Below are 11,841 nucleotides of genomic sequence, written 5' to 3'. Positions count from 1 at the left end.
CGGGGCCGGTGCTTCGGCGGGGGCGGCGTCGTCGCTGCGCGGGTCGGCGTCGGTCATCGGAATCCTCGGGCCTGGCCGGCGGCCAGGGCTGGCTCAACTTCTGTAGGAGGCATGTGTAACGCCTTTCATACAGGGGTTAAGCGATTATCGACGCCGGGGCGGATTTCTTGAGACGTTCGTTTCAGCCCATGCCCTGGGCTGGCGGGTCCTGCGGGCGGACCCTGCGGATGAAATCGACCAGCCGCTGGACCAGGTCGCGGGCCAGCGGCAGGTTGGCGTCGTTGTAGGACGCCAGTTGCTTCTTCACGTCGGCCGGGACGATGCGCAGGATGTGGTTCATGCCGGACACCAGCTGCAGCTCGGCGTCTGGCCTTGCGCGGTGCAGGGCCTGGGCATCGGCCACGTCGACCTGGATGTCGCTGGTGCCCTGCAGGATCAGCGTCGGCTGGCGCACCCGGGCCAGCGCCCGGGCCGGGTCGTGGCGGAACAGCGAGATCAGGTAGGGTTGCACGCTGGGGCGCAACAGCGCGTTCAGCTGCGCCGGCACCTCGGGCACCTGCCGGCCGGCGCGCAACTGGTCGAGGATGGCGTCGGCCCTGGCCAGCAGGGGTAGCGGCAGGCGCACCGAGAGCTGCTCGCGCAGGACCTTGTCGATCGGCCGGCCGCTGCCGGCGATCAGCACCAGGGCCGCGGCCCGGCTGCGCGGTGCGGCGAGGCTTGCGATCAGCGCGCCCTCGCTGTGGCCGACCAGCACCTGCGGGCCGAAGCGCGGATCGGCGGCCAGCCGGTCGCTCCAGGCCACCAGGTCGTCGACGTAGCCGTCCACGCTCAGCTGCCGCTCGTCGGGGGCGGCGTCGCGGCTGCGGGCGACGCCGCGCTTGTCGTAGCGCAGGCTGGCGATGCCGTTGGCCGCCAGGGCCTCGGCCAGGCGCCGCAGGTAGGCGTTGTTGCCGCCCCCGGGGTTGTTGCCGTCGCGGTCGGTGGGCCCGGAGCCGGCCACCAGCACGGCCAGCGGCGGCGGGGTGGTGGCCTGGGGCAGCAGCAGGGTGCCGTGCAGCACGCCGTGGCCGGTGTCCAGGTCGTAGGGGCGTTGCAGGATGGTGGGGGAGGCGGCGTAGGTCATTGCGGCGAACAGCCAGCAGGAAAGAAGGGCGATGAGGCGCGGCATGGAGGGCTTCATGGACTGCATGATAGCGGTTTGACGGCGCGCGCCGCTGAAGGTTCGCAGGGCCGAGTGTCGCAGGTATACTGCTGGGCCTTTTCGTTCATCCAAGTCTTCCGCGGAGCCTCGCATGTCCGGCAACACCTACGGCAAGCTGTTCACCGTCACCACCGCTGGCGAGAGCCACGGCCCGGCGCTGGTCGCCATCGTCGACGGCTGCCCGCCCGGCCTTGAACTGTCCCTGGAAGACCTGCAGCGCGACCTCGACCGGCGCAAGCCCGGCACCAGCCGGCACACCACCCAGCGCCAGGAGGCCGACGAGGTGGAAATCCTCTCCGGCGTGTTCGAGGGCAAGACCACCGGCACCCCGATCGGCCTGCTGATCCGCAACACCGACCAGAAGTCCAAGGACTACTCGGCGATCAAGGACCTGTTCCGCCCGGCCCACGCCGACTACAGCTACCACCACAAGTACGGCATCCGCGACTACCGCGGCGGCGGCCGTTCCTCGGCCCGCGAGACCGCCATGCGCGTGGCCGCCGGCGCCATCGCCAAGAAGGCCCTGGCGGCCCTGGGCATCAGCGTGCGCGGCTACATGAGCCAGCTGGGCCCGATCGAGATTCCCTTCAGGACCTGGGACAGCGTCGAGCAGAACGCCTTCTTCAGCCCCGACCCGGACAAGGTGCCGGAGCTGGAGGCCTACATGGACCAGCTGCGCCGCGACCAGGATTCGGTGGGCGCGAAGATCACCGTGGTCGCCGAAGGCGTGCCGCCGGGCCTGGGCGAGCCGATCTTCGACCGCCTGGACGCCGAACTGGCCCATGCGCTGATGAGCATCAACGCGGTCAAGGGCGTGGAGATCGGCGCCGGTTTCGCCAGCGTCGCCCAGCGCGGCACCGAGCACCGCGACGAGCTGACCCCCGAAGGCTTCCTGTCGAACAACGCCGGCGGCATCCTCGGCGGCATCTCCAGCGGCCAGCCGATAGTCGCGCACCTGGCGCTCAAGCCCACCTCCAGCATCACCACCCCGGGCCGCTCCATCGACGTCAACGGCAACCCGGTGGAAGTGGTCACCAAGGGCCGCCACGACCCCTGCGTGGGCATCCGCGCCACCCCCATCGCCGAGGCGATGATGGCCATCGTGCTGCTCGACCACCTGCTGCGCAACCGCGCGCAGAATGCCGGGGTGAGCGTGGCAACCCCGGTGCTGGGCCAACTATGAGCTGCAGGCTACAGGCGGCAGGCTTCAGGAAACAGCGGCTTCTGCCTGCAGCCTGCCGCCTGTAGCCTGTGGCCGCTCCCCTGCCTTATTGGCGCCTGTCCAGCTTTTACTTCTTCTATTTCTGCCTGCTGGGCGGGACCGCGCCTTTCCTCGCCCTGTACTTCCACCACCTGGGCTTTTCCGCCGCGCGCATCGGCGAGCTGGTGGCCATCCCCATGCTGATGCGCTGCGTGGCGCCGAACCTGTGGGGCTGGCTGGGCGACCGCTCCGGCCAGCGCCTGCGCATCGTGCGTTTCGGCGCGCTGTGCACCGCGGCATGCTTCGCCCTCATCTTCCTCGACCACAGCTACGCCTGGCTGGCGCTGGTGATGGCCGGGCACGCGTTCTTCTGGCACGCGGTGCTGCCGCAGTTCGAGGTCATCACCCTGGCCCACCTGGGCGAGCGCACCGCCAGCTACAGCCGCATCCGCCTGTGGGGCTCGATCGGCTTCATCTGCACCGTGGTCGGCCTCGGCCGGCTGTTCGAGGCCACCAGCCTGGACTACTACCCCTTGGCGCTGCTGGCGATCATGCTGGGCATCGTCGGCGCCAGCTGGTGGGTGCCCAACGCCCAGCCGGCCTGGCGCCACGGCGACGCGCCGGCCAGCGGCTTCCTGGCCCAGCTGCGCCAGCCCGGGGTGATAGCCTTCTACCTGTGCGTATGCCTGATGCAGCTGTCCCACGGCCCGTACTACACCTTCCTCACCCTGCACCTGGAGGCCCTCGGCTATAGCCGCGGGCTGATCGGCTGGCTATGGGCCCTGGGGGTGGTGGCCGAGGTCCTGCTGTTCCTGGTGATGCCGCGCCTGCTCGGGCGTTTCAGCCTGCGCCAGGTGCTGGCGGCGAGCTTCCTGCTGGCGGCGCTGCGCTGGCTGTTGCTGGGCAGCCTGGCCGACCACCTGGGCCTGCTGCTGTTCGCCCAGTTGCTGCACGCGGCCACCTTCGGCGCCTTCCACGCCGCGGCCATCCATTTCGTCCAGCGCAGTTTCCAGGCGCGCCAGCAGGGCCAGGGCCAGGCGCTCTACGCCGCCCTGGCCGGCACCGGCGGCGCCCTGGGCGCGCTTTACTCCGGCTACAGCTGGGCTAGCCTGGGTCCGGCCTGGACCTTCGCCATCGCCAGCCTCGCGGCCCTGGCCGCAGCCGTTATCATCGGTACGCGTCTGAAAGAGGAGCGGGCATGAGCGTCAACCGTGAACACCTGACCCGGCAGATCATCGAGGCCGGGCGCTTCCTGTACGGCCGCGGCTGGTCGCCGGCCACCAGCAGCAACTATTCCGCGCGCCTGGCCGCCGACCGCGCGCTGCTCACCGTCTCGGGCAGGCACAAGGGCCAGCTGGGCGTAGACGACGTGCTGGAGACGGACCTGGCCGGCAACAGCCTGGAGCCGGGCAAGAAACCCTCGGCCGAGACCCTGCTGCACACCCAGCTCTACGCCTGGCGCCCGGAGATAGGCGCGGTGCTGCACACCCACTCGGTGAACGCCACCGTGCTCTCGCGCCTGACCCAGGGCGAGCGCCTGGAGCTGGAGGACTACGAGCTGCAGAAGGCCTTCGCCGGCGTCACCACCCACGAGGGCCGGGTGACGGTGCCGATCTTCGACAACGACCAGGACATCGCCCGCCTGGCGGCCAAGGTGCAGCCCTGGCTGGACGCCCACCCGGAGTGCCCCGGCTACCTGATCCGCGGCCACGGCCTGTACACTTGGGGGCCGCGCATGGAAGACGCCCTGCGCCAGGTGGAAGCCTTCGAATTCCTCTTCGAATGCGAACTTAAAGTGATCAGCCTTCGCGGCGGCACGCGCTGAGCGAATCCGGCAGTACCCGAGGACCCGACCATGAGCAGCCTGACCGTCTACCACGAATCCGCCCCCGAGCAGCCGCTGAAGCTGCTCACCCACGCCGAGGACATCGCCGCCACCCTGGCCGAGCTCGGCGTGCGCTTCGAGCGCTGGCAGGCCAGCGCGCCCATCGCCCCCGGCGCCAGCCCCGACGAGGTGCTGGCCGCCTACGCGGCGGAGATCCAGCGCCTGAAGGACGAGCAGGGCTACGTCACCGTCGACGTGGTCAGCCTGAACGCCGACCACCCGCAGAAGGACGAGCTGCGCGCCAAGTTCCTCGACGAGCACCGCCACGGCGAGGACGAGGTGCGCTTCTTCGTCGCCGGCCGCGGGCTGTTCACCCTGCACGTCGAGGACCACGTCTACGCCGTGCTCTGCGAGAAGAACGACCTGATCTCGGTGCCGGCCGGCACCCGCCACTGGTTCGACATGGGCGAGCGCCCGCACTTCGTGGCCATCCGCCTGTTCAACAACCCCGAGGGTTGGGTGGCGAAGTTCACCGGCGACGGGATCGCCGGGCGCTTTCCGCTGCTGGAAGACTGACACACCACAGCTCTTCGTAGGAGCGAGCTTGCTCGCGAACGAACCCCGCTGCGGAATCCGTTCGCGAGCAAGCTCGCTCCTACACGGCTACACCTTCCCGCCCGGGATATGAGGCGGGCTTCTGGAGTCCCCATGCCGATCAAAGCCATCCTCACCGACATCGAAGGCACCACCAGCGCCGTCAGCTTCGTTTTCGACGTGCTCTTCCCCTACGCCGCCGCGCACCTGCCGGACTTCGTTCGCGAGCACGCCGACAAGCCCGACGTGGCCGCGCAGCTGGACGCTGTGCGCGCCGAGAGCGGCGAGGCCGGGGCCGACGTCGAGCGCTGCATCGCCATCCTCCTGCAATGGATAGCCGAGGACCGCAAGGCCACGCCGCTGAAGGCGCTGCAGGGCATGGTCTGGGAACAGGGCTACCGCGCCGGCCAGCTCAAGGGCCACGTCTACCCGGACGCGGTGGAGGCGCTGCGCCGCTGGAAGGCCGAGGGCTACGACCTGTACGTCTACTCCTCCGGCTCGATCCAGGCGCAGAAGCTGATCTTCGGCTGCTCCGAGGCCGGCGACCTGACGCCGCTGTTCTCCGGCTACTTCGACACCACCAGCGGGCCCAAGCGCGAGGCCGCCTCCTACGCGCGCATCGTCCAGGCCATCGGCCTGCCGGCGGAGCAGGTGCTGTTCCTCTCCGACGTGGTGCAGGAACTGGACGCGGCCCGCGAAGCCGGCCTCGTGACCACCGGCCTGGCCCGCGAGGGCGGCGCCCTGGAAGGCCACGAGACCCTGGCCAGCTTCGCCCTGATCGACCCGGCCCGCTGCTGAGGCCGCCGCCGTCTATGCTGGAGGACGTACCTTCAGCAGTGGGAGCGGCGCCATGGGTTCGACCTTCAACGGGCTGATCGGCCTGATCATCTTCGCCCTCGACGTCTGGGCGATCATCAGCGTGCTCAAGAGCAGTGCGGAGGTGCCGATCAAGATCATCTGGGTGCTGGTGATCCTCATCCTGCCGCTGCTCGGCCTGGTGATCTGGGCGATCGCCGGGCCGAAGGGCAACGTCCGCGTGTAGCGGGGTGACGAGGGTTTTCGTAGGAGCGAGCTTGCTCGCGAATGGAGTTTCCCCAAAAAACGGAAACCACCGGGAAACCCCGTCAAACCAGCTCCAACTCCCGCGAGGCCCCCACCATCACCCCCTCCAGCCGCAGCAGCGCCTCCTTGCGCGGCAGGCCGCCGCCGTAGCCGGTCAGGCTGCCGTCGCGGCCGATCACCCGGTGGCAGGGGATGATGATGCTGATCGGGTTGGCGCCGTTGGCCGCGCCCACCGCGCGCACCGCCTTCGGCCGGCCGATGCGTTCGGCCAGGTCGGCGTACCAGGTGGTGTGGCCGTAGGGGATCTGCGTGAGCGCGTGCCAGACCTGGCGCTGGAACTCGGTGCCGCGGGGCGCCAGGGGCAGGTCGAAGACCTTGCGCTTGCCGGCGAAGTATTCGTCCAGCTGGCGCATCACCTCATCTAACTGGTGGCTGGCCTCGCGCCAGTCCGGGCCCGGCTCGTGGCCTTCGAAGGGCGTCATGTAGAGCATCCGCAGGCCCTGCTCGTCGCCGGCCAGCAGCAGGCGGCAGAGGGGGCTGTCGTAGTAGCGGTAGTGCATGGCTTCATCCTCCGATGCGGCTGCCTTGCGAGTAGGCTTGCCAGAGATAGACGGCGGCGTAGGCGCGCCAGGGGCGCCAGGCCTCGGCGCGGCGTTGCAGGTCGCGGGCGGCGATGCCGGCCTCGCCCCAGACCGGCGACTTGAGCAGGCCCAGGTCGGCGGCGGGGAAGGCGTCGGCCTCGCCGAAGGCGCGCAGGGCCACGTACTCGGCGGTCCAGGGTCCGATGCCGGGCAGCTCGCAGAGGCGCTTCACCAGGGCCTCGGCGCCATCGTCCACGTGCAGTTCCAGGGCGCCCTCGGCCACCGCGGCGGCGAAGCGCTGCAGGCTGGCCACGCGCTTGCCGGGCATGCCGATGCCGGCCAGGTCCGCCTCGGCCAGGGCCCGCGGGGTAGGGAAGAGGTGCTGCGGGCCGTCGGCCACGGCGTTGCCCAGGGGCTGGCCGAGGCGCTGCACCAGGCGGCCGGTGATGGTCACCGCGGCCTTCACCGTGACCTGCTGGCCGACGATGGCGCGCACCGCCTGCTCGAAGGGATCGAAGGCGCAGGGCAGGCGCAGCCCCGGCCAGGCCTCGACGAGCGGGCGCAACAGCGGGTCGGCGCCCAGGTGCGCGGCCACCGCCCGCGGGTCGCTGTCCAGGTCGAACATCTTGCGCACCCGCTCGGCCAGCGGGGCGCTGTCGGCGGCGCCGTCCAGGTGCAGTTCCAGGCGCAGGGCCGGCTCGCCGGCCAGCGGGCGGATGTCCATCCAGCCGGGCAGGCCGTCCAGGCGCAGGCTGCGCCGGTAGTGGGCCTCGCCCAGGGTTTCCACCCCGGCCAGGCGGCGCAGGGCGAAATGCTCGTGGAACTGCCGCCAGTCCCAGGGCGGCTGGTAGGGCAGGTGCAGGACGAGGGGGGCGATGGCTGTGTTCATGGCGCTGACCATAACCCGCCGCCGCCGCGCTGTCGTCCCGCAGCTGACTTTCAAACTGTATGGGCATAGCGAGTGGGTTCGACCTGTCATGCCTCGCACAGTAGAATGCGCGCCTTTCACGGCCGGCCTTCGGCCCGCTTCATTCACCGTCGAACCGGGAGACCGCCCATGCGCGACTACCAGGAAACCCTCTACGAAGGCTACGGCCAGCGTTTCAGCGTCGACCAGCTGCTGCACGAGGTGCGCACCGAGCACCAGCACCTGGTGATCTTCGAGAACGCCCGCATGGGCCGGGTGATGGCCCTGGACGGGGTGATCCAGACCACCGAGGCCGACGAGTTCATCTACCACGAGATGCTCACCCACGTGCCCATCCTCGCCCACGGCGCGGCCAGGCGCGTGCTGATCATCGGCGGCGGCGACGGCGGCATGCTGCGCGAGGTGTGCAAGCACGCCGGCGTCGAGCACATCACCATGGTCGAGATCGACGGCACCGTGGTCGACATGTGCAGGCAGTTCCTGCCGCGCCACTCCAACGGCGCCTTCGACGACCCGCGCCTGGACCTGGTGATCGACGACGGCATGCGCTTCGTCGCCACCACCGAGCGCAAGTTCGACGTGATCATCTCCGACTCCACCGACCCCATCGGCCCGGGCGAGGTGCTGTTCTCCGAGAACTTCTACCAGGCCTGCCACCGCTGCCTGAACCCGGGCGGCGTGCTGGTCACCCAGAACGGCACGCCCTTCATGCAACTGGACACCGTGCGCAACACCGCCGGGCGGATGAACGGCCTGTTCGCCGACTGGCACTTCTACCAGGCGGCAGTGCCCACCTACATCGGCGGCGCCATGACCTTCGCCTGGGGCGCTACCGATCCGGCGCTGCGCCAGGTGCCGCTGGAAACCCTGCGCCAGCGCTTCGCCGCCAGCGGCATCGCCACCGGCTACTACAACCCGGAAATCCACCAGGGCGCCTTCGCCCTGCCGCAGTACGTGCTGCAGGCCATCGGCAAGCCGCACAACGACTGACCGGCGCGCGCCGCCGGGACCGCCCGGCGGCGACGACTCTTTTTTCACCCGCATTGGGCATAATCCCCCGCCTCGGCGGCGATTCTTAAGGTCCGGCTAATCTTGCCCGACTAGAATGCGCCGCCGGCTTCCACGCCCTCGCCCCGCGGCGGCGTGGCGGCCATGCGCTCCTCGCCCGTGCCGGGGAGGGCGCCCGAAACCGAAAGTCGCAGAATACGGAACCTGACCATGGGCCAATCGGAAGTCCTGAATACCCGCCAGCGCGCGGTCAACCTCGCGCGCGCGACGGTGTCCAGCCACCTGGGGTTCATCCTGCTCAGCAGCCTGGCGCTGATGCTGATGTTCTCGCTGCTGCGCCTGGCGCTGCTGATCTACAACCGCGAGCTGATCGGCGACACCCCGGCCAGCACCTTCGTCGAGGCCTTCCTCACCGGGGTGCGCTTCGACATCCGCGCGGTGGTGCTGATAGTCGCGCCGATGATCTTCGCCCTGGTCAGCGTCACCGCCATGCGCTGGCGCATGCTCTGGCGCGTCTGGCTGACCGCCCTGGCCAGCCTGACGCTGTTCCTCGGCGTGCTCGAGCTGGACTTCTACCGCGAGTTCCACCAGCGCCTGAACAGCCTGGTGTTCCAGTACATGTCCGAAGACCCGAAGACGGTCATGAGCATGATCTGGTACGGCTACCCGGTGGTCCGCTACCTGCTGGCCTGGGCCGTGGCCACCTGGCTGCTGTTCATGCTGTTCCGCGGCGTCGACCGCGCCACCCGGCCCAGCACCGTGGGCGCCTCGGCCGCCGCCTGGTACCTGCGCGTCGCCGCCCTGCTGGTGGTGGTGCTGGTGGCGGGCGTCGCCTACCGCGGCACCCTGCGCCAGGGCCCGCCGCTGCGCTGGGGCGATGCCTTCACCACCGACTCCATGTTCGCCAACCACCTGGGCCTGAACGGCTCCATGACCCTGCTCAAGGCCGCCGAGGACCGCTTCGGCGAGGACCGCGCGAACATCTGGAAGGCCACCCTGCCCGACGACCAGGCCCGCGACACCGTGCGGCAGATGCTGCTGACGCCCAACGACAAGCTGGTCGACGCCGACGACGCGGCCATCCGCCGCGACTTCACCCCGCCGGCCGAAGGCACGCTGCCGGGCGTGAAGAACGTGGTGGTGATCCTCATGGAAAGCTTCGCCGGCCACTTCGTCGGCGCCCTGGGCGCGCCGGGCAACATCACCCCGTACTTCGACAAGCTGTCGAAGGAAGGCCTGCTGTTCACCCAGTTCTTCTCCAACGGCACCCATACTCACCAGGGCATGTTCGCCACCATGGCCTGCTTCCCCAACCTGCCGGGCTTCGAGTACCTGATGCAGACGCCGGAGGGCGGCCACAAGTTCTCCGGCCTGCCGCAGCTGCTCAGTGCGCGCCAGTTCGACGACGTGTACGTCTACAACGGCGACTTCGCCTGGGACAACCAGTCCGGCTTCTTCGCCAACCAGGGCATGACCACCTTCGTCGGCCGCAACGACTTCGTGAACCCGGTGTTCTCCGACCCGACCTGGGGCGTGTCCGACCAGGACATGTTCTCCCGCGGCAACGAGGAACTGGACCGCCTGGCCGCCACCGGCAAGCCGTTCTACGCCCTGCTGCAGTCGCTCTCCAACCACGTGCCCTACGCCCTGCCCAAGGACCTGCCGGTGGAGCGCGTGACCGGCAACGGCAGCCTCGACGAGCACCTGACCGCCATGCGCTATTCCGACTGGGCGCTGGGCCAGTTCTTCGAGAAGGCGAAGAAGTCCCCCTACTACAAGGACACCCTGTTCGTGGTGGTGGGCGACCACGGCTTCGGCGCGCCGGAGCAGCTGACCGAGATGGACCTGTTCCGCTTCAACGTGCCGCTGCTGATCATCGCCCCGGGCATCCAGGAGAAGTACGGCAGCAGCCGCGACACCGTCGGCACCCAGATCGACATAGTGCCGACCATCATGGGCCGCCTGGGCGGCGAGGTGCGCCACCAGTGCTGGGGCCGCGACCTGCTGAACCTGCCGGCCGGCGACAAGGGCTTCGGCGTGATCAAGCCCTCGGGCAGCGAACAGGTGGTGGCCATCCTTTCCGGCAACCGCATCCTGATCAAGCCCAAGGAAGGCGACATCCGCGTGTACGACTACCAGGTCGGCGCCCATCCCAAGGCCGACCGTGTGCAGAACGTGCCGGACGAGGCCGAGCTGAAGAAGCGCCTGGAGTCCTTCATCCAGACCGCCACCCGCAGCCTGCTGAACAACACCACCGGCGTGGTGGACAGCAAGCCGGACAGCGACTGACCGGCGCATGATGGAAAAGGGGCCCGCGGGCCCCTTTTTCGTGGGCGGTGCTTTAAAATTTGGTTATAAATTAAGTCGATATTGATATAAGCGCTTATAAGGAAAGCCGCTATCCTGCCCGCCGGTTTTCGCGGGCCGCTCATGGCTTTCAGGAAGGGTTGATGGAATTCGGCGTCCTTGGTTTCGTTGTCGCAGGCTTGGTGGTCGGGTTCATCGTGGGCATGACCGGTGTCGGCGGCGGTTCGCTGATGACGCCCATCCTGCTCTGGTTCGGCATCAACCCGGCCGCCGCCGTGGGCACCGACCTGCTGTACGCGGCCATCACCAAGTCCGGCGGCGTGCTGGTGCACACCCGGCACAGGAACGTCGACTGGCGCATCACCGGCTGGCTGACCCTCGGCAGCGTGCCGGCGGCGGGCCTGACCCTACTGTTCCTGCACAGCCTGGGCGCCGACACCCAGGCGCTGAACACCGTGATCAAGCACGCCCTGGGCGTGGTCCTGCTGCTCACCGCCCTGGCCATCCTGTTCAAGCAGAAGCTGCTGGCCTTCGCCCACAGGCACGCCGGCGACCACTACCACCTGGGCGGCACCAGCCTGAACAGCCTCACGGTGCTGACCGGCGTGGTGCTCGGCGCCATGGTCGCGCTGACCTCCATCGGCGCCGGCGCCCTGGGCACGGTGGCGCTGTTCGTGCTCTACCCCTTCCTCGCCACCCGCCGCCTGGTGGGCACCGAGATCGCCCACGCGGTGCCCCTGACCCTGGTGGCCGGCCTGGGCCACGCCAGCATGGGCAACATGGACTGGCAACTGCTGGGCTACCTGCTGTGCGGCTCGCTGCCGGGCATCTACCTGGGCAGCCACCTGTCCGGGCGCATTTCCGACAGCGTCCTGCGGCCGTGCCTGGCGGTGATGCTGTTCAGTATTGGCTACAAGCTGGTGTTCTGAGCCGGTTCGGCGGTTCTCTGGGGTCGTAGGAGCGAGCTTGCTCGCGAGCCTTGGGCCTGTGCGCCTATCTCCCCATCGTCATTCCCGCGAACGCGGGACGCGGCTCCATCGCGAACAGCGCTTGCGCTGGCCCGAAGGGGTATAACCCAGAGACTTCTTTGGGGTTGGGCTTGGTGTAGCGCGCCGCTCCGAGTGCTCGGATGTC

Annotated in this window: 12 protein-coding genes; 9 read left to right on the top strand and 3 right to left on the bottom strand. The window is 69.1% G+C overall.

The genetic code is table 11. The annotated features are described in order from the left end of the window. Positions 1–181: 181 nt before the first annotated feature. The gene (locus DK254_RS09645) at positions 182–1,180 is read right to left on the bottom strand and encodes an alpha/beta hydrolase (RefSeq protein ID WP_177412052.1); all 999 of its coding nucleotides are present in this window, start codon (positions 1,178–1,180) and stop codon (positions 182–184) included. Positions 1,181–1,292: 112 nt separating this feature from the next. Here DK254_RS09645 and aroC point away from each other — a divergent pair, with 112 nt between their 5' ends. The 6 genes from aroC (at position 1,293) to DK254_RS09615 (ending at position 5,863) form a co-directional block, all read left to right on the top strand. Next, positions 1,293–2,384 (top strand): chorismate synthase, encoded by a 1,092-nt coding sequence (aroC, locus tag DK254_RS09640; RefSeq protein WP_109933600.1) that lies wholly within the window; start codon positions 1,293–1,295, stop codon positions 2,382–2,384. 68 nt (positions 2,385–2,452) lie between these two features. Next, positions 2,453–3,604 (top strand): MFS transporter, encoded by a 1,152-nt coding sequence (locus DK254_RS09635; RefSeq protein ID WP_109933599.1) that lies wholly within the window; start codon positions 2,453–2,455, stop codon positions 3,602–3,604. After that, a complete protein-coding gene (locus DK254_RS09630; protein ID WP_109933598.1) occupies positions 3,601–4,227 on the top strand; it encodes a methylthioribulose 1-phosphate dehydratase in 627 nt (208 codons plus the stop codon). Before DK254_RS09635 ends, DK254_RS09630 begins: the two co-directional genes overlap by 4 nt. A gap of 30 nt (positions 4,228–4,257) precedes the next feature. Then, entirely contained in the window at positions 4,258–4,803 is a 546-nt protein-coding gene (locus DK254_RS09625) for an acireductone dioxygenase (protein WP_089394497.1), read from the top strand. 132 nt (positions 4,804–4,935) lie between these two features. Then, on the top strand, positions 4,936–5,619 hold the full coding sequence (gene mtnC / locus DK254_RS09620; RefSeq protein WP_109933597.1) for an acireductone synthase: 684 nt from the start codon (positions 4,936–4,938) through the stop codon (positions 5,617–5,619). 52 nt (positions 5,620–5,671) lie between these two features. Then, a complete protein-coding gene (locus DK254_RS09615) occupies positions 5,672–5,863 on the top strand; it encodes a PLDc N-terminal domain-containing protein (protein ID WP_109933596.1) in 192 nt (63 codons plus the stop codon). An 82-nt stretch (positions 5,864–5,945) separates the two neighbouring features. On the opposite strand, the gene DK254_RS09610 is transcribed toward DK254_RS09615, so the two are convergent. Next, positions 5,946–6,443 carry a methylated-DNA--[protein]-cysteine S-methyltransferase gene (locus DK254_RS09610; RefSeq protein WP_109933595.1) on the bottom strand — a complete coding sequence of 166 codons (498 nt, stop codon included), beginning with the start codon at positions 6,441–6,443 and terminating at the stop codon, positions 5,946–5,948. Positions 6,444–6,447: 4 nt separating this feature from the next. Then, on the bottom strand, positions 6,448–7,353 hold the full coding sequence (locus tag DK254_RS09605; RefSeq protein ID WP_177412041.1) for a DNA-3-methyladenine glycosylase: 906 nt from the start codon (positions 7,351–7,353) through the stop codon (positions 6,448–6,450). 168 nt (positions 7,354–7,521) lie between these two features. Here DK254_RS09605 and speE point away from each other — a divergent pair, with 168 nt between their 5' ends. The 3 genes from speE to DK254_RS09590 all read left to right on the top strand — a co-directional run bounded on the left by speE (position 7,522) and on the right by DK254_RS09590 (position 11,636). Continuing rightward, positions 7,522–8,382 carry a polyamine aminopropyltransferase gene (speE, locus tag DK254_RS09600; protein ID WP_109933593.1) on the top strand — a complete coding sequence of 287 codons (861 nt, stop codon included), beginning with the start codon at positions 7,522–7,524 and terminating at the stop codon, positions 8,380–8,382. Between the two features lie 228 nt (positions 8,383–8,610). Further along, positions 8,611–10,689, top strand: a complete 2,079-nt coding sequence (locus tag DK254_RS09595) for an LTA synthase family protein (RefSeq protein ID WP_109933592.1) — start codon at positions 8,611–8,613, stop codon at positions 10,687–10,689. A gap of 161 nt (positions 10,690–10,850) precedes the next feature. Continuing rightward, positions 10,851–11,636, top strand: coding sequence for a sulfite exporter TauE/SafE family protein (locus DK254_RS09590; RefSeq protein ID WP_109933591.1), 786 nt, complete (start codon positions 10,851–10,853; stop codon positions 11,634–11,636). Positions 11,637–11,841: the final 205 nt, after the last annotated feature.

The organism is Pseudomonas sp. RW407 (assembly GCF_003176655.1).
Lineage (GTDB): Bacteria > Pseudomonadota > Gammaproteobacteria > Pseudomonadales > Pseudomonadaceae > Pseudomonas > Pseudomonas delhiensis.
Note: the sequence above shows the minus strand (reverse complement) of the source record. Positions and strands in the feature narration are given on the sequence as shown.